The 22,047-nt window shown below is 40.1% G+C and carries 18 protein-coding genes; 14 read left to right on the forward strand and 4 right to left on the reverse strand.

The genetic code is table 11. The annotated features are described in order from the left end of the window. Positions 1-211: 211 nt before the first annotated feature. Positions 212-580: a helix-turn-helix transcriptional regulator gene (locus MHB80_RS06495; RefSeq protein WP_338554856.1), complete on the reverse strand. Its 369-nt coding sequence runs from the start codon at positions 578-580 to the stop codon at positions 212-214. A 314-nt stretch (positions 581-894) separates the two neighbouring features. Here MHB80_RS06495 and MHB80_RS06500 point away from each other — a divergent pair, with 314 nt between their 5' ends. From MHB80_RS06500 to MHB80_RS06515, 4 genes are all read left to right on the forward strand, one after another. Then, entirely contained in the window at positions 895-1,326 is a 432-nt protein-coding gene (locus MHB80_RS06500; RefSeq protein WP_341281407.1) for a PilZ domain-containing protein, read from the forward strand. 13 nt (positions 1,327-1,339) lie between these two features. Continuing rightward, positions 1,340-2,275 carry an LCP family protein gene (locus MHB80_RS06505; RefSeq protein WP_341281408.1) on the forward strand — a complete coding sequence of 312 codons (936 nt, stop codon included), beginning with the start codon at positions 1,340-1,342 and terminating at the stop codon, positions 2,273-2,275. 686 nt (positions 2,276-2,961) lie between these two features. Continuing rightward, positions 2,962-3,864: an ABC transporter ATP-binding protein gene (locus MHB80_RS06510; protein WP_341282880.1), complete on the forward strand. Its 903-nt coding sequence runs from the start codon at positions 2,962-2,964 to the stop codon at positions 3,862-3,864. After that, positions 3,857-4,660 (forward strand): ABC transporter permease subunit, encoded by an 804-nt coding sequence (locus MHB80_RS06515; protein ID WP_341281409.1) that lies wholly within the window; start codon positions 3,857-3,859, stop codon positions 4,658-4,660. Before MHB80_RS06510 ends, MHB80_RS06515 begins: the two co-directional genes overlap by 8 nt. Positions 4,661-4,930: 270 nt before the next feature. On the opposite strand, the gene MHB80_RS06520 is transcribed toward MHB80_RS06515, so the two are convergent. From MHB80_RS06520 to MHB80_RS06530, 3 genes are all read right to left on the reverse strand, one after another. Next, entirely contained in the window at positions 4,931-5,380 is a 450-nt protein-coding gene (locus tag MHB80_RS06520) for a polymer-forming cytoskeletal protein (RefSeq protein WP_341281410.1), read from the reverse strand. 24 nt (positions 5,381-5,404) lie between these two features. Next, the gene (locus tag MHB80_RS06525) at positions 5,405-6,445 is read right to left on the reverse strand and encodes a M23 family metallopeptidase (RefSeq protein ID WP_341281411.1); all 1,041 of its coding nucleotides are present in this window, start codon (positions 6,443-6,445) and stop codon (positions 5,405-5,407) included. A gap of 194 nt (positions 6,446-6,639) precedes the next feature. Further along, positions 6,640-8,880, reverse strand: coding sequence for an O-antigen ligase family protein (locus MHB80_RS06530; protein WP_341281412.1), 2,241 nt, complete (start codon positions 8,878-8,880; stop codon positions 6,640-6,642). A gap of 260 nt (positions 8,881-9,140) precedes the next feature. On the opposite strand from MHB80_RS06530, the gene MHB80_RS06535 reads away from it, so the two are divergent. The 10 genes from MHB80_RS06535 to MHB80_RS06580 are packed head-to-tail and all read left to right on the forward strand — an operon-like array spanning position 9,141 to position 22,045. Beyond that, positions 9,141-10,508, forward strand: a complete 1,368-nt coding sequence (locus MHB80_RS06535; protein WP_341281413.1) for an ABC transporter ATP-binding protein — start codon at positions 9,141-9,143, stop codon at positions 10,506-10,508. 14 nt (positions 10,509-10,522) lie between these two features. After that, on the forward strand, positions 10,523-12,169 hold the full coding sequence (locus tag MHB80_RS06540; protein WP_341281414.1) for a hypothetical protein: 1,647 nt from the start codon (positions 10,523-10,525) through the stop codon (positions 12,167-12,169). A gap of 21 nt (positions 12,170-12,190) precedes the next feature. After that, on the forward strand, positions 12,191-12,793 hold the full coding sequence (cysC, locus tag MHB80_RS06545) for an adenylyl-sulfate kinase (protein ID WP_341281415.1): 603 nt from the start codon (positions 12,191-12,193) through the stop codon (positions 12,791-12,793). A gap of 48 nt (positions 12,794-12,841) precedes the next feature. Then, a complete protein-coding gene (locus tag MHB80_RS06550) occupies positions 12,842-13,633 on the forward strand; it encodes an ABC transporter permease (RefSeq protein WP_341281416.1) in 792 nt (263 codons plus the stop codon). Then, positions 13,623-14,825: an ABC transporter ATP-binding protein gene (locus tag MHB80_RS06555; protein ID WP_341281417.1), complete on the forward strand. Its 1,203-nt coding sequence runs from the start codon at positions 13,623-13,625 to the stop codon at positions 14,823-14,825. Before MHB80_RS06550 ends, MHB80_RS06555 begins: the two co-directional genes overlap by 11 nt. A 9-nt stretch (positions 14,826-14,834) precedes the next feature. Next, positions 14,835-16,313 (forward strand): methyltransferase domain-containing protein, encoded by a 1,479-nt coding sequence (locus tag MHB80_RS06560; protein WP_341281418.1) that lies wholly within the window; start codon positions 14,835-14,837, stop codon positions 16,311-16,313. Between the two features lie 34 nt (positions 16,314-16,347). Continuing rightward, on the forward strand, positions 16,348-18,132 hold the full coding sequence (locus MHB80_RS06565; RefSeq protein ID WP_341281419.1) for a glycosyltransferase family 2 protein: 1,785 nt from the start codon (positions 16,348-16,350) through the stop codon (positions 18,130-18,132). Between the two features lie 25 nt (positions 18,133-18,157). Next, positions 18,158-19,225: an acyltransferase gene (locus MHB80_RS06570; RefSeq protein ID WP_341281420.1), complete on the forward strand. Its 1,068-nt coding sequence runs from the start codon at positions 18,158-18,160 to the stop codon at positions 19,223-19,225. A gap of 30 nt (positions 19,226-19,255) precedes the next feature. Continuing rightward, a complete protein-coding gene (locus tag MHB80_RS06575; RefSeq protein ID WP_341281421.1) occupies positions 19,256-21,070 on the forward strand; it encodes a hypothetical protein in 1,815 nt (604 codons plus the stop codon). Between the two features lie 42 nt (positions 21,071-21,112). Then, entirely contained in the window at positions 21,113-22,045 is a 933-nt protein-coding gene (locus MHB80_RS06580) for an NAD-dependent epimerase/dehydratase family protein (RefSeq protein ID WP_341281422.1), read from the forward strand. Positions 22,046-22,047 lie beyond the last annotated feature (2 nt).

Raw genomic sequence — 22,047 nt, forward strand, 5'->3', positions numbered from 1 at the left:
ATCGTGCTCCCACCTTACGACAAATTCCCAGTAAGGTATTGGGTATAATAACAGTATTGTTCAAACTATACATAAGGCAGGAGTCGGATACGAAGATGGCAGAGAAAAATTCAGGCCGTATTGAATTAGATATTAAGGATATTCTTATCCAAATGGGAATTCCTCCAGAGAAATGGCCGCCGCTAGCGAATCCACCATCCAAATAAATAGTCTAATTCATCATTCTCTCCGCTCGTACAAAAGCTATAAACCGTTTCGTTTCTTCCACTGTCAACTTACGCCCATCAATACTCAAATTAAACTTCTCCAATATCTCATCATCGGCTAACTCCAAATGCTCGGTAAAATTGCGAACGTCGTCGCTAAGCACCGTTTGCGGATGAAGGGTGCGTCCAACTAGAAAATCTACGGACACTTGGTATAGATCAGCAAATTTTTTCAATGTCTCGGAATCCGGTTCCCGGCGATTTTTCTCGTAATGAGATAAAGCAGCACGTGAAATGCCAAGCTTTGCTGCGGTTTGCTCTTGTGTCCAATGTCTGTCATCTCTCAATTGAGCAATTCTGCTGCCTATATTCATATGACCCCTCCTAAAGGTTTGCGTAGCAAACTGACTTCGTAAGCATAAATGTACTTACAACATATAAACGGCAGGTTTTGCTATGCAAAACCTAGTTTGTATACACACATATTGGATTATTACTGCTACACCTATATTAATACGGAAACGTTAGATTTGCATTTGTTGCAACGAAATGTCGCAAAAAATATTGTTAGACGTTTTTTTTGCTTGACATGATACATATTGTATCTTAAAGTGAAGGAAAAGATTGATACATAATGTATCGAATTATTTCCAAGGCTCTATCACTTTATACCTATAAGGAGAAATAAATGGATGCTAAAGAGGAAAATTCGCGCAGCAAGGTCCGTTTAAAGCTAAAGCCAGGCATTAAGGCAGGGCTGAGGCTGCTCAATCGGCATGGCATTTTAATAAGTCCATCTACTGGAACGGTACTGGTGCTGAATTTAAGCCAGGAGGGTTTATGCTTCTGGTCTTCTTTAAGGCTCCCCGTACATCGACTGTATATGGTAGAAATTCGCATGAAGCTTTCCGGCAAAAACATCCGGCTTCAGGGAAATGTGGTTTGGCGTAAACGAACGGATAATGTTTTCGAGTACGGTATGCATTTTGAGCCCCCACTGCTTATCAAATCCATTATTACCCGCCTATTGAATGAAGAATTACTCGCCCAACATCCGCAGCAGCAGAAAATCCATCAATTATACCGCAGTTTGAACGCAAGAAGCACTTTTGTCAAATGAGGAGGATTTTCGGGTGAAACGTTGGGTGAAACGCTCGCTTATCGTCGTCAGTACCGTATGCCTGGTGGCAGGCTTGGGAACGGCTTTATACAGCTGGTATCTTTATGGAAGGTTTGAAAAAACGGCTGCTGATATGTTTGAGCCCATCATTTCTACTCCGTACGTAAGCTCAGACTCGGAGCTGCAGGTATCCGGCATAGAAGAAGCAATAATCGGGCAGAAGCCCTTCACCGTATTAGTAATGGGAGTAGATGAGAGGACAAATGATCGCGGACGAACAGACACCATGATCGTCATGGGAGTGAATCCGCTCAAGCATTCGGTCTTTATGTTCAACATTCCGCGTGATACGAGAACGGAAATTATTGGACATGGCACGACGGACAAAATAAACCATGCTTACGCTTTTGGCGGGGTGGAAATGTCAAAGCAGACGGTGGAGCATTTTCTTGATTATCCGATTGATTATTATATTCGGGTCAATATGGAAGGTTTCTCGAAAATCATCGACAAGCTTGGCGGAGTAACCGTCAACAATCCATATGCTTTTGATTTCAGCGGTTATACGTTTGAGCAAGGACCAATTCAGTTAAATGGTGAACAGGCGCTGCTTTTTTCTCGCATGAGATATGAGGACCCGAAAGGGGACAGGGGAAGAAATGACCGTCAGCGCGCTGTCCTAAAGCAGCTCATTTCCAATGTGTTTACCTTATATGGCGCTGCACAATTAAGCAATCTGCTTGCGGAGATGGGCGACAATGTGAGGACGAATATAACCTTTGATGAGATGAAAACCTTTTTTAAGGAATATGGGACAGGGATCGAAAAGCTGGATAGCGTTGAAATAGGCGGCAGCGGGACGATGATTGATAAGGTTTGGTATTATATCGTCGGCGATCAGGAACGCAATCGAATTCACGAGCTTCTTAAAAAACAAATGAGCATATAGATGGATGAGGTTTAAAGCCCTCTGTTCTTATAAAAAAATGATAAGGGCCCTGACAAAATGTTGTCAGGGTTCGATGCTTCTGTAAGACGACAAAATTTGAGTTTTTTTGTTGACATTATTCGCTAAATACCATAAAATATAAACAAACAGATACATTACGTAACATTTTACATAAAAGTGATACAATAAGTATACAAGGAGTGATCAGGTGATTCAGCTTCAGGAGCAGTTCTATTGCGTCGGATGCCAAAACATGATACCTACAGGGCTAGCGAATGTGTTATTCCGAACTGGATTTTTCCGTGTAGTAAATCGGCTAGGGTGTTGTAGAGCTTGTGCTCAGGCACAAGCTGGCCATGCTAATAAGTTGGAGGCACAATTGCAAAGCGTAACAGGTGAAGTCATCCCGTTAACTGCCAAATCTGATTATGATCCCTATCAAACGAGCTTCTATCCGGCAAGCCAAAACCTCCTGACTACAGAAGTTGTGTAGCAGGAGGTTTTTTCTATTTCATTGCTGCTATTCGCGTGCATGTTCCAATTGTTTCCTTATTCGATTATACTAGGTAGGGTTATATGCAGTCAGATTAATGTTAGATCAGTATTAGATCGCTATTAGAAATGTGAGAGGACATGCGGTCCACTGGAGAAGGAGGAAATAGAAATTGGAGCAGCCAATCGTACAAATGCTAAATGTAACGAAGCGCATCGGCAAACGGACGATCATTGATCATCTTAGCCTTGACTTGCCGGCTGGTGAAGTATTCGGCTTCCTTGGTCCGAATGGAGCAGGAAAGACAACCATGATCCGAATGATGGTCGGCCTCATTTCAATAACGGAAGGCGAAATCAAAATCGATGGCCACAGCATCTCAAAGCATTTTGAGAAAGCGATTCGCCATGTCGGCGCCATTGTCGAAAATCCCGAGATGTACAAATATATGACCGGTTATCAAAATTTGGTTCATTTTGCCCGGATGGTTCCTGGTGTTGAGCATTCACGTATTCAGGAGGTGACGGAGCTTGTCGGGCTTGGCTCGCGCATTCATGATAAAGTTAATACCTATTCGCTGGGGATGCGGCAGCGGCTGGGCGTAGCACAGGCGATTTTGCATCGTCCAAAGCTGCTTATTTTGGATGAGCCGACGAATGGACTTGATCCCATGGGCATTCGTGAGCTGCGAGATTATTTGCAAAGGCTGGCCAAGCAAGAGGGACTGGCGATATTCGTCTCCAGCCATTTGCTAGCCGAGATGGAGCTAATGTGCGACCGGGTGGCCATAATCCAGCAGGGCAAGCTTGTGGAGGTTGTCAAGGTTGAGAAAAACAGGGAGTCAGAACAAACGGCAATGCAGCGGGTTGTTTTTGAAGTAGACGATTTAGAGGCGGCGCTTGCTGTTGCAGCAGCTGAGGGGATAACAGGGGAAAGGGCTGGCCAAGCCATCGCTATTGGGGCGGATAAAGAAGCGGTCGCAATCTTTAATGCAAAGCTTGTAGCGGCAGGCATTAAAGTATATGCCATTCAGGCACAGTATCAATCTTTAGAGGATCGGTTCCTCGAGAAGACGGGGGGTGGTCATATTGTATAACTTCAGCAAGCTGCTATTGAATGAAAATATGAAAATCTATCTCCGCACAAGAACCTGGATTATGACGGGTCTGCTGCTGGCGTTGGTTGTATTTATGACCGTACCTGTTTATTTTATGTCCAAAGACAGTGCGACATCGATGTGGACACTTGTAAAATATGAATCAGCTGTAGGTTATTTGCTTATTGCGATGTTCACAGCCGTCGTTGCGGCTGGGAGTGTTGCTGAGGAGTTCACGAGTGGAACGATTAAGCTGCTGCTTATTCGCCCATGGATGAGATGGAAAATTTTATTGTCCAAATACATTTCGGTCGTGTTGTTCGCGCTGTTCCAGGTCGTGCTGTTATATGCATTTACTATTGCGTTCAATTTTTTGTTTTTTGATTCTACGAATGTAACGGCTGGAGAGATTCACGGCTTTTTCATGGACGAGGGACAATATGAAGGGTCGGCAGCGGTATATAATATGAAATATTATGCGATGCGCTTTATTGCATTGCTTGTGACATCAATGATAGCGTTTATGCTGTCAACGGTATTTCGAAGCGGCGGACTTGCCATTGGATTATCGATTTTTCTCGTATTTTCCTCCATTTCTGTTGGTCCTTTTATCGGGCTAATCAATTATGAATGGGTGGACTACTTGTTTTTTGTCCAATTGGATTTGGTGCCTTATTTGGTTGGAGACGTAGGCGGTCGGACGCTCGGCTTCGCGATTAGCGTGCTTGCCGTCTATTATGCGCTATTTGCAGCGCTCACCTGGTTCGTGTTCGAGAAGCGTGACGTTGGCGCTTAGAGAGGACGTACAAGCATGAGGGAAGCTTGGCGGGGCTTTAGTCCGCTGAAAAAGAGGGCTTGCCAGCCTGGCTCCTGAATAAGAGAGCAAGCGGGAGTGAAATCGTACAGGGCAGGCGAATTATCGCCTGCCCTGCTTTCGTATGTTCTCTAATGATGCTTGCAGGCTGCTTCTCTTAATCCAATCCGGATAGCCTGTTCTATGTGTTTTTCAGCTGTGTGCTTCAAGCTGCTTCTTACGTGCCGTTCATTGAAATACGTTAGCCGCTTGCTAGACTGCCTGACGGGCTTTATCCCGATTGCTGCCGTCCTTAGCAGCCGTTTCTTTGCCTGTACCGTCTGTTTCGGAGAGCGGGCGTGTGAGCGGTGCCTGCCCCCGTTCCATATGGCTGCTGCCATTGAAGCTTCCGCCATCTTGAATGATTAAGGAATGGGCGTTAATGTTCCCTGTAATTTGCCCAGTTGCGGTTATGGTGAGCCGCCCCTTCGTCGTAATATCGCCGAATAGCTTGCCCGCTACAGTCAAATCCTTCGCAGTTATGTTAGAACGCGCTATCCCAGATTCGCCAATAATGACATCTCCTGCACATTCAATGTCTCCACGGTATTCACCTTCAATGCGCAGGCCTGCTTCACAGATCAGCTTGCCTTCCACATGGGTACCCTGCCCAATCAGTGTATCTGTGGGAGATATTCGTTTGTTTTCCTTGAAAATAGACATGGAAAAACCTCCTTGTTTCGCAGCTTAGGATGGTTGAAGCAAGTAGGGCAAAGGATTGACGGCCTCATCGCCCTGCATAATTTGAAAATGAAGATGAGGGCCCGTACTTCTGCCGGTAGAGCCTAGCAGGCCGATTTTCTCGCCCCGTACAACCTGTTCTCCCTCCTTGGCCTCCATGCTTTGCAAATGCATATAGACGCTGTTCAGTCCGTTATGATGGTCGACAACAATATAGTTGCCCTCTGAGCCTCCAGTACCAACCTCCTTAATCGTTCCTTCCGCTGCGCTGAAAACAGGGTCGCCTGCTTTGCCGCCAATATCTATACCGGCATGAAAGACAGCTTTCCCTGAAAAAGGGTCCTTGCGGTAGCCGAAGCTGGAGGTCAGCTTCTTCGAATAGGTAGGCCAGCCCGATGGATAGGAGTCGACCTGCTGCCTTCTTGTTTGAGCTTGCCGAAGCGTCTGCGCCATCGTCTCCTCCAAAGAATCGACCATTTCGCTCAACGATTGAACGTCAAATGAGGTAGAAGAAGCCAAAGCTCGAAAGGACATCCCGCTCGTTTGCAGGGAACCGCTGGCATCATAATCGGCTTGCTGTGCCAAAGCCTGCTCGCGCTTGTACAGCTGTTCAGATTGCTGCTGAGGCTTGTGGCTGCTTGTGTCTATCCCAGAATCAGAGCTGCCATATTTGTCAATGAACGCTTTAAGCTTGTTTTCCAGTGCGAGGAGCTCATCTACACGCGTCTGCATGTCCTCGGTTTGCTGGGCAAGGCTTGCCAGCTGCTGCTGTAGGGCGAGGATCGTCTCATCCTTATTGGCGACGGTATGATGATACTGCTGCGTCTGTTTATCCTGCTGCGTTGCCTGCTCCACAAGCTGCGCCTCGAGCTCATGCAGCTCAAAGACGGATTTGAGCTGCAGCGCGGCAAAGCAGCCCGACACGGCTAGTGCGGCTGCGGCGGGAGCCGCAATGACGGATCGCTTTGAGACATGGAACTGCTTGACGGTTTTGTCGGCGCCGCGCATGATTACAAACGACCACTTTGAATTGGACGATCGATTCAATAGAGGTTTCTCCTTCCGGCCGGTATGAGAATTTAGAACGTTCTAATGCAATTTATTCTGCGGCGGCGGGAAACATGTCAGAAAAATAGGAAAAGCGCCTCCTAGGAAGCGTCTTTAAACGGGGGCATGCGTTAAAACATGCTAGATTTAACCGTTTGAAGACGCGACCCGGGAGCCGCTTGTCTGTAGGCAAATTATTTACTTTCGATTGCAGCCAGTGCCTGCTGCATGGCAGGGGTGAAGTTGAAATCACGACCCTGTGATTGCTCAGGAGGCAGCGTTGCGAGCTGGGCAATGCGCCGCTCGACTTCTGCTTTAATTTCCAGCGCCCGCGTGCGGTAAGTATCCGCGTTGCCAGCATCGCTGCTCATAGCAGCCGCGTATTCTACAATCGCATGATCATATAAAACAATATCCCATCGGAATTTGCTGATGCCTTCTTCCAGCACTTTAAGCATTTCCGTTATGTTGCCGTCCTTTTTGAAATTTTCGTACTGGGCCAAAATAAAGGTGCGATTATAAGGATCATTCGCTTTGCCTGCTGCAAGCGTCTGCAGCGCCTGTTCTTTCATTGTAGCATTTTGCGTCTGCTCATAGGCCTGCATGAGCCATTGATATTTCGTCAAGCTGAACACGGAATGATCAGGTGACGTCTTGATGGCTTTGTCAAGCGAAGGCAGCAGTTGGTTAAGCTGAGCCTGTCCGGCAGAAGCCGTATTGTACGTTTCTTGGAACGTGTGGTTTGCGCTGTTCTCGCGTGCGGAGCCGACTAGCAGGACAATTGCCAGCACACCGATTGCAGTTGGATAGATCCATTTTACGGTGCGGCCCTGTACATTTTCTTCTCTTTGTTTAAACGCTAGCGATTTGCCATACGGTGCAATCATAGCACCCAAGCTGATGAACAGCAAAGCGCTCAAATAGACATAACTCATATCAAAATCGATGGCGCTATGCAGCAGCAGCGTCGTTGCCAAAATAAAAAAGATCAAGTGGCTGCCCCGGCGCTCTGGGTGACGAATATATGAGCGGATATATAAGAAGTAGGTGTATATAAGCAGCCCAATCAGCGCTGCAAATCCAATCCAGCCTACCTCAACCAGCGTTTGAATGAAGAAGCTGTGCGCTTGTCTGCTCCAATAAGGATTGTTCTGGTATTGCTCATAAAGAGCCTGCCAGCCGCCTCCGCCTGCTCCGAGCAGCGGGTAGTCTTTGGCAACCTTAAGACCATCCTCGTAGAAGGTCCAGCGCTCGAGAACGCTGTGCTGCTGCAAGTTGATGTTTTCAAAGCGGGAAGCGATTTTCTCAGGCAGCAGATCACGTATGCCATCGCTTGTAATAAGCAATACGGCTGCTAATAGTCCGATAACGATAATCGCGGCGGGAAAAGCAGCAAATGCCCATTTGCGCTGCGCAAGGCGCTCACTTTTATTTTCAATCCAAGGGAATAGCTTCTTGTGTATAAGTATGATCAGCCCTGCATTAACAAGAGCAGCGCCAGCAAGCAGTGCCCAGCTTTGCAGCGGCAGCTTGTCGAACATCGAGATCGTCGTCGCAACTTTCGTTTCGGTCGGTTGAACAATTGCGGAAATCGCTTCTGTATTAGCCGTAATTTTACCCAAAATAACGAGAGTCAGCAAAGCGGATAGACCAGCATAAACGACATAAGCAAACTGTCTAGCCAGCTTCAGGAAAGGCAGAATCACAATAAGCATCACCGGTATGATAACGATGGCGCCCCGCGAATAAGCGAGAAAAAAGGAAATTAAAATCGGTACGAGCATAATGGAATTAGCAAGACGCATGTACCAGCGCTCACAGGTTGCCGCATAATAAGCGGCGATCAGAAAGATGGCAATCAGGAAGCCGGCGTAAGTATTGGAATATTGAAAGACTGAGCTGAGCCGGTAGCCGTCATGGGCAAGCCACATGGCGTCTTTGTAATATTGCTGACCGAACAAGTTCAGCAGACCGAAAAATACGATTAAATAGGCAGACAGCATAACCCCGTATTCCAGCCATTTGCGCATCTGTACTTTTCCAGCGGCATAGAGACTGGTCAGAAACAGGGCAGCGAGCAGGAAAAAGACAAACGTCATAAATTTGGCATAATAGCTGGAGACGGCCTGCATAGAAGAGAGCCAATAGATGGCCGGCAGCAGCAAAATCGCAATCGACAGCACGCTGCGGTGGTTGTTCAGTTTCCAGCCCGTGAGATAGGCGAACAAGGCGGTTGCGGCGAGTAGAACGTAGCCGTAGATGGCTGCGTTGTAAATGGGAGATTCGAAGGCATATTCGTAGCCGTTGAATAATCCGCGATCGTATGGGAAAATAAGGACGAACAAGGCTAGGCCGAGCGTCAGTAACCCTTGCAACAGCGGCTGCTCTTTTGCTAATCCCGCTGTGTTTTGTGTTGCATTTTTCCTTGCACTCATTAATATGTACTCCTTGTATGCGTAGTAGATTTCTTCATAGTACTATTTTAACAAATGATGGGGGGGATTACTATATGGGGGAGTGGAGTGATGCCCTCGGATGGCGTTTTATGATGACGCCCTGTGTTGAATTTCGTAATAATTTAGTGAAAAATGTTTCCAAGTTGCCATCAAGTTATCATATTGGCTATTAAAATGAGGTATAATGAAACCAAATGTTCGGAAAACTTTTAAGATAAATGCGGAGGTTCTATAACCAAATGACAGAACCAATTATTTCAGTTAGCCATGTTAGTAAACATTTTGAGATATATAGCAGTTCACAGGATCGGCTTAAACAGATGATTTTCCGGGGAAATAAACAATATTATCGAGAGTTCTGGGCTTTAAGAGATATTAATTTGGATATTTATAAAGGCGAAACAGTAGGTATTGTAGGAAGAAATGGCTCTGGGAAGAGCACACTCTTACAAATTATTGCCGGAACCCTCTTGCCGACTTCAGGTAAAGTGACTGTCAATGGGAAAGTTGCCGCACTTCTTGAGTTAGGCAGCGGATTTAATATGCAGTACACAGGAAAAGAAAATGTATATCTTAATGGCGCTATTTGGGGCTTAAATGAATTACAAATAGATAAGCTTTATGATGAGATTGTAGACTTTTCAGAAATAGGCGATTTTATGGATCAGCCAATATCTACCTACTCTTCAGGGATGATTGTTAGGCTTGCTTTTGCCGTTCAAGCTGTTATACCAAAAGATGTTCTCATCGTAGATGAGGCATTAGCAGTTGGAGATGAATTGTTTCAACGCAAATGCTATGCGAAAATTGAACAATTTAAAAAGAGCGGCGGAACGATTTTATACGTTTCTCATTCGGGTGCGTCTGTTATAGAATTATGTGATAGAGCAATGCTTCTTGATTCTGGAGAGCAGATTATAATTGGAAAGAGCAAAAGCGTAGTCAGTTTATATCATAAGCTTCTGTATGCTTCTCCTGAGAGAAAACAGCAGGTGCGTGATGATATTATTCGTCAAGTATCTGAACTTGATAATGAGTTGGAAGAAGAAGTGATCGATACAGTCCTTATTCAAGAGGATCAGGTGTCAGCTAGCGAAGATAACATTCCTTCAGAACTGGAAGATTATTTTGATGCAGGGCTGCTGGATAATATTAGACCTGTTGAGTACGATGAGGATGGAGCAAAAATATTTGAAGCAGGCATTTATAATGAAGAAGGTGCACAGGTAAATGTTTTGGCATCTGGCCAACCTTATTTATTTAAATATAAAGTAAAATTTGAGAAGAAGCATCATAATGTGCGATTTGGCTTTTTAATTAAAACGATGAATGGATTTGGTTTGGGAGGCGCAGCCTCTGCCAAGTATGGCAAGCAAATAAACCAAGTAAACAGTGGCTCAGAAATTAAAGTAGAATTTCGTTTTGTGCCGAGGCTTAATACGGGAATTTATTTTCTGAATGGTGGAGTGCTGGCTGATTCGAATAAGGGAGAGACCTTTATTCATCGTGTTATTGATATAAGTGCTTTTAGAATTAGGGCGGATGAGGAAGCCTTATTTACTGAATATGTAGATTTTGAAGTTGAGAGTAAAGTGTTTGAGCGATAAGGAGCGAAAAAACAGTGGGATCCCTTCAATCAAAGGCAATTTGTGTATTAGGCATGCATAGAAGCGGAACATCCGTGCTTACTCGTGGTATTAATATTATGGGGGCATATTTAGGCAAAGAGGAGGACTTAATAAAGCCGAATTTTGATAATCCGGATGGGTTTTGGGAGCATGCTAAAATTGTCCGCTTGCACGATCAAATCCTGGAATCTTTGTCTGGGTCATGGGATATGCTTGCAACCTTGAATGATCAGTGGTGGAACGCTGAAGAAATGAATTACTACAAAGAACTCATGAAAGAATTGGTACGCGAACAGTTTTCAGACGTTCCTTTATGGGCATGGAAAGATCCGAGAAGCTGCTTGCTGCTTCCCTTGTGGAAAAATGTTCTTAGCGAGATGAACATTGAATTGAGTGTAGTTTTTATGACTAGGCACCCTTATGAGGTTTCATCGTCTTTATATAATCGCAATGGGTATCAGGAAAATGTTTCGTTAGCAATGTGGACGTTAAATACTCTCAGTGCGCTAAAGTCTTGCGAAGCTGAAAATGTTCGGTTTATACATTTTGATCGCTTCTTGAAGGAACCAGCTAAAACAATTGAAAAGCTGTCTGCATCGTTACATTGGCTAGCGATTTCTCCAGAAGAATTGGGAAATGTTCAAACTCGGATTGAGCAGCACATCAAGCCAGCGTTGCGACATTCCAATATTGATGATAGTGAACTTGAAATGGCGCCGACAATAGTTAAAGAGACTTATCAATTGCTTTTGCTTTTTGAGAAGATGCCTGAATTATTTAATGATAAAAGCGCTACTATAAGGCAGCTTTATTCGTCTTATCAAGAGTATTCACAACTGTTCAGTAAAATGGATTTTGTCCCGTTTACGACGAAAATTTATTTGCCTACTGAATCGGGATATTCGGAAATGCTAGTCTCAAGCGCATCATCTAAGGCTGATGGTTCTAGGCAGGAAGTGAATATAATAGTTAAAGGGAAGCTGCATCAAGGAGAGTTTAGAATTGATCCTGTAGACATTCCTGCCTATGTGGAAATTGAATCCCTACAATTGCTTCAAGGAGATGGGAAATCACTTCTTCATATTTGGGATTATAATAATGGCTTTAATGGATTAAATGAATACCATGATATTCAACTATTAACTAGAGGCAGTCAGTATTGTTTCATATCGAAGACATATGATCCACAATTGACTATAATTTCTCCTGTTACAATAGAAAATCCAGTAATCAAGTTGGTTTTGAAGGTCATACATCTTCCTTCTGAGCTTGGCGCTTTTATTAGCCAGCATTTAATTTCGGATAGGCTGATAAAGGAGCTGGATGACAACAGAAGTATTTTATCAGCATTAGAACGCAAAACAGAAAATTTGAAAGAAAATTTGACTGAAAAATTAAATGATGCACTCTCGACTTTACAGCACAACAAAATAGCCTACAGTAAGGAACTTCAAAATCTCTTGGAGATGAATCAAGCCAAAGAGCTGTACGTGCAAAATATAATAGAAAAGCTCGAAGCTAGTAACAAACTAAACAATGAGCTTGAAAAGGAAATGCAGGCGATTCAGCTTACTATTAGTTATCGCTTTATGAGGAAGATAGGAAGGCTGAAAAATCGGTTTAAGTCAACTAATAAATAATGCAAAATAGGGTGGGAATAAATGGAGCGAAATGAGCAGCTAATGTTACAACTATATACGGTTACAAAAGAAATGAGACAGCAGCAAAATAATCATAAAAGCTGTGTTATTTGGTTTACTGGATTGTCCGGTTCAGGCAAATCGACATTGGCAAATGCTTTGGAAGCTTATTTTTTTGAAAACCAGCTTAAATCCTATGTGCTCGACGGGGACAACATTCGGATGGGATTAAATAAAAATCTTGGTTTTTCTGTTGCTGACCGTACTGAAAATATTAGGCGTATTGGGGAAGTAGCAAAGCTGTTCACAGACGCTGGTATAATTACGTTAGCTGCATTTATATCTCCCTTTAATGAAGACAGGCAAGCAGTCAGAGAGCTTTTTGCGCCAGGAGAATTTATAGAAGTTTATGTAAAATGCTCATTGGATACTTGTGAGAAAAGAGATACTAAAGGGTTGTATAAAAAGGCCCGTAATGGAGATATTCAAAATTTTACAGGAATAGACTCTCCTTATGAGGTGCCAATAAACCCTGAAATTACAATCGAAACAGAAGATAAGTCCATTACAGATAGTATAGAGGTTATTATTCAATATTTGAAACAAAATGATGTTGTCGTCTAATCAGAGGCAGGAATAGCCCGGTATAAAGGAAATGCGAGGTCATTAATAATGGTTCAAACGTTATGGAAGCAAAGAAATTTAATTAATCAATTTGTTAAACGTGAAGTGTCAGGACGTTATAAAGGCTCATATTTGGGAATGGTGTGGTCATTCATTAATCCTCTGATGATGCTAATCATTTATACTTACTTTTTCAGCGTTGTATTTAGAGCAAAATGGGGAGGAGGAGCAGATGAGAGTCAGGTAGAGTTTGCTTTGATTTTGTTTTGTGGACTTATTACGTTTAATTTCTTTTCTGATATTATAACCCGCTCCCCGGCTATCATTGTAAGCAACCCTAACTATGTTAAAAAGGTCGTTTTTCCACTGGAGATTTTGCCTGTAACGATAGTAGGAGCGGCTTTCGTTCATTTTTTAATCAGCTTTGGGATACTGCTGGTTGCTTTAATCGTGCTAATGGGAATCATAAATTGGACGATTATATTAGTTCCTTTGGTTATGCTGCCACTCGCGCTAATGACACTGGGATTATCTTGGTTTTTTGCTTCACTTGGCGTGTTTATAAGAGATATTGGCCAGTTTTTGGGTGTTGCTGTTCAAGCATTAATGTTTTTGAGTCCTATATTTTATCCTATTTCTATCATTCCGGAAAATTTAAGAGGGATTTATTATATTAATCCTATTAGTCATGTAGTAGAGGATATGAGGAAAGTCATTATATTAGGACAATTTCCAAGCTGGTCTTGGTTATTGCTAGGAACTGCAATCGGTTTAATTACAACCTGGCTAGGTTATTATTGGTTCTCCAAAACGAAAGGTGGATTTGCAGATGTCTTATGATCCTATAATCTCCTTACGGCAAATTAGCAAGTCCTTTAAGATGTACGAAAAGCCAATAGATCGCTTAAAGCAAGTCATTATGCGCAAAAACAACTATAAAGAGTTCTGGCCGCTTAAAAACATCTCCATGGATATTTACAGAGGGCAGACAGTTGGCATCATCGGGAAAAATGGATCAGGCAAAAGTACGCTGTTGCAAATTATTGCCCAAACGTTGACTCCTACCGAAGGGGAAATAAATATTTACGGCAGAATTGCTGCTTTACTCGAACTCGGTAGCGGCTTTAACCCTGAATATACGGGGCGGGAAAATGCAATTATGAATGGAGCGATTAACGGTTTTACTTCCGCTCAAATTGAAGGAAGAATGGCAGCCATTGAGGCGTTCGCGGATATAGGAGATTTTATGGATCAACCGGTTAAAACCTACTCGTCAGGCATGTACGTTCGTTTAGCTTTTTCCTGTGCTATTCATGTTGATCCCGATATTCTGATTGTAGATGAAGCTTTAGCTGTAGGGGATATGCAGTTTCAGCTAAAATGTATTGAAAAGATGAAGGCGTTTAAGGAACAGGGGAAGACGATATTATTTGTAAGTCATGATGGGTATTCTATTCGCAATTTTTGCGATGAAGCGATCTGGTTAATTGATGGCGAAATTCATCAGCGTGGGGATGCTAATTCAGTAACGAAAGACTACGAAGACTTTATGAAGCATGGACTCGACTCCATTGAAGCTGATGAAACGGCATTACATGATGAAGAACGAAGCTCACAGGTTCTTACGATAAATAAAGTAGAATTTCGTGATGGACAAGGTGAATACAAAAAACATTTTCAATTCGGTGAAGATATATATATTGAATTGGACTATCAACTGCATAAATCCCAACAGGATTTGGTAGGTGGCATAGCTTTATTTGATAAGCAAGGTACATATATATGTGGTTTGAATACGAAGCTTGATAAGTATAAATTATCTGAACTTCCTGGTAATTATAAATTAATTTTAAAATATGACAAAATAGCATTGTTGCCTGGAACTTATTCTATTGATGTAGGTTTTTTTGAAAGCTCTGGCTTGGTTAGACTAGATTACAAGGCAAGATATGACTCTTTTAGAATTAGCTCAGAACGATATTTTGCAGAGGGCCTTACATTTTTTGAACATGAATGGAGCCTTGAAAGGTAGCTGGTCAATATGAAATATGACTTTAATATAGATATGTCATCGGATAATTCATTATCGTTGATATTGCGTAACATAAGACCGAATTCTATCGTTTTGGAGTTTGGACCAGCTAGAGGGTACATGACAGCTTATATGCAGCAGGAGCTAAAGTGTAAGGTTTATGGAGTAGAGATTGATCCAGAAGCAGCAGTAGTAGCACAAAGCTTCACTGAGCAAATGATTATATGTGATATTGAAACAATGATTTGGAAGGATAAACTGCCACCAAATATCATGTTTGATCATATTATTTTTGCTGATGTATTGGAGCATTTGCGTGATCCTGAGCAGGTTTTGCGAGAAGCAGCCGCCTATTTAAAAGCAGATGGTACGATATTGAGCTCTATTCCAAACATAAGTCATTCAGCTGTCATTATGGAACTGCTGTCAGGGGAGTTTAAATATCGTTCTTTAGGCTTGCTTGATCACACTCATATTCGTTTTTTCACAAGATCCAGTGTAGAGAGATTAATAGAAGGGGCAGGATTAGTTGCGAAGGAGTGGAACCGTACTTTATTGCACCCGGAGCATACGGAATTAAAAAAACAATATGCTGATCTTCCTATAGAAATAAGCCGATATCTAGAGCATAGAAAAGACTCGCATGTTTACCAGTTTATTACCATCTCCGGAAAGCCCGGGGAGCAAGGGGCTACAGCATTCCATTTAGAATCGGATTACATATACACAGATTTTATCCAGTTGTTTTTCGAGACAGATGAAGGGTTTTCAGAAAGGGCTTCTCAGAAAAAGGCGATTCTCACAAGCAACGATGAGTATTTGAGCTACTCATTCGATAAAATTGATATAGCACGCGGAAAAAAGCTTAGGCTAGACCCGACGAATTTTAAAGCTTTGATCCAAATTTCGACTATAACATTAAAGAATCAGCATGCTGAAACCGTTAATGAGTTTAGGGGAGAAAACTTATTTGAGCTTATCCATTTAGAACATAACATAGTTAGTGTCGGGCAACCTGAACAATGTCTATATTATGTGACGGATAATGACCCGCAAATTCATCTTCATTTTAATCATCTCTTATTGGAGAATGTACATCAATTTCATATTGAAATGCGTGTCATAAGAGAGAGTGCTCATGTCATTACAATTCTAAAAGAAATATATGGACAGCAAATTATTAATTTGCAACAGCTTTCCAGGTCTAGAGAATTGCAACTAGAGCAGGCCGAAGTTCGTCTGGAGGAAGAACAGCAAATTATTACAAATATAGAAGCACAAAAAGCAGCTATTGAGCTGCAAAACCTAGCACTTGAACAAAACTTATCGGTGCAAAAAAAAGCCCTGGAGCATCAAAATTCTTTATTAGAAGCAGCTATAAAAAGAGAGCATGAAGTGCAATCGCAGCTAGAGAAGCTAGTTACATCAAAAACATGGAGGTTGACCAAGCCTTTAAGAGTCATAAGTCGTTGGTTCTTCAAAGATTAGGACTGTGATAATTTATGATGAAAGAGTGAAAACATTGAATAATTTAGATATTGTTATTGTTACTTATAATTCTGAAAAATGGATAGAGCGCTGCTTGGAAAGCATGATAAGCGGCAAGTACCCTTTAGAAAACATTCATTTAACCTTTGTAGATAATAAGTCCCAGGATAAAACGAAGGAAATCATTGATCAGTTTGCTAAGTCTCATTATTTTGGCAGCTATAATGCTCATTATTTAGATGAAAATATTGGTTTTGGAGCGGCGAACAATTATGGCGTATCCAAGTCCAAGCAAAAGTATGTGCTTTTTCTTAACGTAGATACTGAAGTAGAAGAATATTCACTAGTAGAGCTTATAAAAGATGCAGAAAATAGTTCTCAAGATGTCGCCTTGTGGGAATGCAGGCAATTTCCTTACGAGCATCCAAAGACGTATAACCCTGTTACAATGGAAATAACATGGGCTAGCGGAGCAGCATGTATGGTAAGACGCGATCTTTTTAATGAAGTTGGAATGTTTGATGACAAAATTTTTATGTATGCTGAGGATGTAGACTTAAGCTGGCGCTTTAGAGCTCATGGCTATAAATTGAGATACGTGCCTAAAAGTATTATTCATCATTACACCTATGAAAGTGCTGGTCAGGTTAAGCCTAATCAATTTTACAATAGTACGTACAATAATTTAATGCTTCGCTACAAGTTCGGGACGTTAAAGGATATAGTTAAAGGTTATTTATTGTACTATAGCTTGTTTTTTAATCCTGTTCCGTTTGCCAAGCATCGTCGTACGGTATTGAAAAAAATGCTGAAAAGCTTTTCCGACGGACAACGATTTAGGTCATGGAAGCGAAGGCATAAAAATCATTCGTTCAAACCTTCATTTCTGTTATGGGATTATGAAATCATTCGGGATGGAGCCTTTTATATCAATACTTTGCCTGAGCAAAATCCACTTGTATCTATTCTCATTAGAACTTGTGGTAGGCCCGCGATGCTGAGAGAAGCATTAATGAGCGTTCGTAATCAGACGTATAAAAATATAGAGGTAGTTATCGTTGAGGATGGGCCAGCGATCTCTAAGGAAATGATTAATGCTGAATTTGGTGATTTAACTATTAATTATTTTGCTACTGAAGAAAAGGTCGGTAGATGTGTTGTAGGGAATCTTGCTATGGAGAGGGCAAGCGGACAATATTTTAATTTCCTAGATGACGATGACGTTTTGTTTGCCGATCATGTTGAAGTGTTAAGTTATCAGTTGACGATTAATCCGGATAAGAAGGCTGCCTATGCCCATGCTTTTGAAACTCCGATTAAAGTGAGCTCGAAAGATCCCTATGTGTATGAAGAAATCCTTCATAATGTTCAGCATCGTCAACCATTTAATAGACTTGTATTATTGCATCATAATTATTTTCCAATCCAATGTGTATTGTTTTCGAGAGAAATGTTTGATGAGTTAGGTGGTATAGATCTAGAGCTAGAAGTATTAGAGGATTGGGATCTATGGCTTAAATATGCTTTGAAATATGATTTTCAATATGTTGAGAAGGTGACTTCGGTATACCGAGTACCAGCCGAGGTGAGCCACCATCATAGCAGACAGGAGATGTTTGATAAATATCTCAAAATCGTACGTGATAAGTATGCGCAACAGCAAACTGCACTTCCTATTGGAGCATGGTTTGAAGACGCCGATCACATTCTGAGCCGCCCACAAACGATTATATATAAAATAAAAGGCATGACTTTTAAGACTTTTGTGTTTAAGACGAGAAATAAATTGGTTTATTATGCTAAGAAGGTTCTAAAATAATATTCATAGAATGGTGGATAACGCTGTGGATCATTTACATCTATCAAATAGATTATCAGGAAGGATTAATAATTTTGATGTGTTAAGATATTTTGCAGCTGTATTGGTCATCTATTCACATAGTTATCCCCTTACCGGTAAGTCCATTGAGCCGCTTGCTTTGCTTTCCAAAGGCCAATGGACTTTTGGCGGTGTAGCGGTTGCTATTTTTTTTGTAATTAGCGGTTTTTTGGTAAGTAATAGTTTCGAAAGATCAACTGTTTTGCAGTATACAGTGAATCGGTTTTTGAGAATTTTTCCAGGTCTATTTATGGCAGTTTTATTATCTGTATTTGTTTTAGGTCCTTTGTTCACTTCTTTAGAAATTAGTGAGTATTTTAGTAACAATTTAACCTATAGTTATTTGAATAATAGCTTATTGCTTTCGGTACAATATGTTTTACCTGGTATGTTTGAAACGAATTTATATCCTAACGCTGTGAATGGCTCGATTTGGACGATTCCTTATGAGATATTAGGGTATATTTTAGTGGCAATAATAGGATATTACGGATTGTTGAAGAAGAAAAAAAGTGTCTTATTAATCTTCATTATGATATTCATATTTAGTCAGATTCTGCCCGGAAAATATCATGTTATAAATATTAAAGGTTTTCTTGTAGGGAGCCTGCTTGAATTAATTCTCTTTTTTTTAATGGGTGTTATTTTTTATGCTTATAGGGAAAGCATTGTTTTGAAAAGATCGATTGCTCTAATATGTGTTAGTATATTGACGACTACTTTTTTCAGTGGTCAGTTTAAAACAGCCTTTTTATTTTGTGGGACCTATTTAATTTTCTATTTTGTCTACCATCCCAATATTAAGCTTCATAGATTTTCAAAGTGGGGAGATTTTTCTTACGGGCTTTATATCTATGCTTTTCCTGTACAGCAAATTGTACAACTGCTGATGCACAATCAAGAGAGTCCTATAATTAACTTCTTTATCTCGTTTATACTAACTAGTGTCCTAGCATTTTTGTCCTGGCATTTAGTGGAGAAGCAGGCATTAAAACTGAAATTCAGTATATGGGATAAAAGCAAAACAAGCTAGAAATATCAGCATCTAAAAGGGAGTATCATAATGGATTTGTTTTTATATCTTTTTTCATCAATTCTTATATTGATCCCTATATTTATATTAATCAGTCAATATGTGAATAAAGGTATCTTTGTATTCATAATTATCGTATCAACATATTTATCCTATAATGCGGTTGCAAGTGTTTTGTTCAGCTTAGTATCATTAAGAATTACACCAATTTCACTTGCTATCTTCAATATTGTACTTGCAGGCCTCATGTATCTGTTATTAAGGAGAAAACAGATAAGATATGAAAAAGGTAGAGTTAGTTTCGATAAAATTGACTGGTATACAATAATATTGACTTTATGTATTAGTTCTTATTTTTTTATATACTTGTATTCCACAAAGATAGACTTAAAGTTTTTGACTACCGATCCATCCGTGCATTTTATTTTTAGTAAATATTTTTCTGAAACAGGAGAGCTGCTACTTACGTTTAATGAACTCATGGGTTACCTGCACATGTCAAGCTATCCGTTCCTTGCTTATGTCAACACTGGAATATGGATGGGGATGACAGACTCCATTGAAGCGAAATTTATGATTTATCTAATAAGTAATTTTATTTTGTTCTTCTTAATTATATTAGCTGTATACAGTATATATAAGAAACTCGTTAATGAAGTTGATTATATGCAAGCAACAATTCTTATAGGAGCAGCTTCGATAGGGTATAATCTAAATAGTATCATTTTCGGTTTTACGAGTCAGTTGGCAGGCATATTTATTGCTTTAGTTCTAATACTTATATGTGATTTGAAATGGAGCTCATGGGCGAAAATTATATTTATGTCACTTAATTTAATTGGACTATTTTATGCGTACTATTATTTTATACCTGCTGCAATTATTTCATTATTAATCAGTAATTCAATTCAAACTCCTAATATGAAGTGGACTGCTATGCTTAAAGCTTTAGTTGGAAAACAAAATATATTTATAAGTTTGATTACTATAACTTTTGGTGGCATTTATCTTTTCATACTGAATAAGTCTGAGGAAAATGGTAATGTCAGTTCCATAAAATTAGAAGGGTTTATTTATAGGGAATTATATTCGGATTACAAGCCCTATTTACTTTTCGCAGTGCTTGCTTTATTTATTTGGTTCAAAAATAGAATTAATCCTACCGTATTTATTAGTGTTATGATTTACAATGTATTTGCGGTTTGTGTATTTTTATTTGGAATGGCAGGAGAAGCATCATCTTATTATTTTTATAAAAACTATTATCTAATTGAAAATCTACTTATAATATTATTTTGTTTTGGGTTGTACTATGTGAAAAAGAGTAATGTTAAAATGTTATATTACTCATATATATTGGTTTTAGTGTTTTTAGCTATAAATACATTCTTTATTGATGAGCCAGTTCAAAAGAACAATAATCTATTTAATATAGAAATTGAACGTAATTTAACAAAGGTTCAGGATTTCAATAAAAAAATCCCTGCTAATATGGAACTTTCCTATACGAAAGTGCAACGACAGTTTATGGAGCAGATAGCAGCAAACAGAGATGTTTTTGTAGGGGATCACCACTATATACCAGTCGTCGGGAATTTACTTCAACAACTATGGTTTTATTCCTATACAGAAATATGGCCTAAATATGGAAGCACTGAGTTGAGGGGTATTTATGAGGAAAGAGTTCTTGACTATGGTAAATGGAAAGTAGATTCTGATAAGAACCCTTATATTATTTTGTTAAACAATTATGATGAATGGTTGACCAAAGAACAAGTGAATTTAAATGATTTTGAAACCGTATATGAAGTAGAAGGCGCAGTACTAATAAAGTATATTAAGTAAGAGATGCTTCTATTAGAGAGGCAAGTTGAAAGGGAGACTAGTATGCGAATTTTAGTTACTGGAGGTTGCGGGTTTATTGGTTCACATATTGTTGATGAATTAATAGACCTGAATTATGAAGTATTAGTTATTGATAATTTGATAACAGGTTCATTAAATAATTTGAATCCTAAAGCAAAGTTTGTACAAATGGATGTATTGGATGAAAATATGAGTCAGATTTTCATCCAATTCAAACCTGAAGTGGTGATTCATCATGCGGCCCAAATTGATGTTCAGCATTCACTTAAAAATCCTAAGTTTGATGCTACTTCTAATATATTAGGTGCAATTTCTGTATTAGAATGTTGTAGGGATGCAGGTGTTAGAAAAATTGTTTATGCTTCATCTGCAGCTATATATGGGAACCCAAATTATTATCCTATAGACGAGGAGCATGCTAAAGAACCTCTTTCTTTTTATGGGATATCCAAACTGACCCCAGAACACTATATAAAGGTATTTTCTGAATTATATAATATTAAATATACGATCTTAAGATATTCAAACGCATATGGATATCGGCAGGATCCAAAAGGAGAAGGCGGCGTAATCTCGATTTTTATGAACCGAATTTTAAATGGAGAAAATCCTCATATTTTCGGTGATGGAGAGCAAGTTCGAGATTTTATTTATGTCAAAGATATTGCTAACGCTAATTTATCTGTTTTGGAAAAAGGAGATAACGAAATTTTTAATGTCAGTTCAAGTATCCCTATTACAATTAATAAGTTATATGAGATAATGTCGAATGCAACAGAAACTTCATTAGCTCCCATATACAAAGAACAAAGAAACGGAGATATTAGAAAAAGTTATTTGGACAACTCAAAAATTGCTCTTCATCTAAATTGGGAACCCAAGTATTCGCTTGAAAGAGGCTTGAAAGAAACATTGGCTATGCAAAAAGAATTGGATTTTAATCTAAAGGGGTGACT

It is taken from the genome of Paenibacillus sp. FSL H8-0537 (genome assembly GCF_038051995.1).
GTDB lineage: Bacteria > Bacillota > Bacilli > Paenibacillales > Paenibacillaceae > Pristimantibacillus.

Coding starts and splice junctions, on each gene's coding strand:
- MHB80_RS06495 (WP_338554856.1), bottom strand. CDS start 580: ATGAATATAGGCAGCAGAATTGCTCAATTGAGAGATGACAGACATTGG.
- MHB80_RS06500 (WP_341281407.1), top strand. CDS start 895: ATGGATGCTAAAGAGGAAAATTCGCGCAGCAAGGTCCGTTTAAAGCTA.
- MHB80_RS06510 (WP_341282880.1), top strand. CDS start 2,962: ATGCTAAATGTAACGAAGCGCATCGGCAAACGGACGATCATTGATCAT.
- MHB80_RS06520 (WP_341281410.1), bottom strand. CDS start 5,380: ATGTCTATTTTCAAGGAAAACAAACGAATATCTCCCACAGATACACTG.
- MHB80_RS06530 (WP_341281412.1), bottom strand. CDS start 8,880: ATGAGTGCAAGGAAAAATGCAACACAAAACACAGCGGGATTAGCAAAA.
- MHB80_RS06535 (WP_341281413.1), top strand. CDS start 9,141: ATGACAGAACCAATTATTTCAGTTAGCCATGTTAGTAAACATTTTGAG.
- cysC (WP_341281415.1), top strand. CDS start 12,191: ATGGAGCGAAATGAGCAGCTAATGTTACAACTATATACGGTTACAAAA.
- MHB80_RS06550 (WP_341281416.1), top strand. CDS start 12,842: ATGGTTCAAACGTTATGGAAGCAAAGAAATTTAATTAATCAATTTGTT.
- MHB80_RS06555 (WP_341281417.1), top strand. CDS start 13,623: ATGTCTTATGATCCTATAATCTCCTTACGGCAAATTAGCAAGTCCTTT.
- MHB80_RS06560 (WP_341281418.1), top strand. CDS start 14,835: ATGAAATATGACTTTAATATAGATATGTCATCGGATAATTCATTATCG.
- MHB80_RS06575 (WP_341281421.1), top strand. CDS start 19,256: ATGGATTTGTTTTTATATCTTTTTTCATCAATTCTTATATTGATCCCT.
- MHB80_RS06580 (WP_341281422.1), top strand. CDS start 21,113: ATGCGAATTTTAGTTACTGGAGGTTGCGGGTTTATTGGTTCACATATT.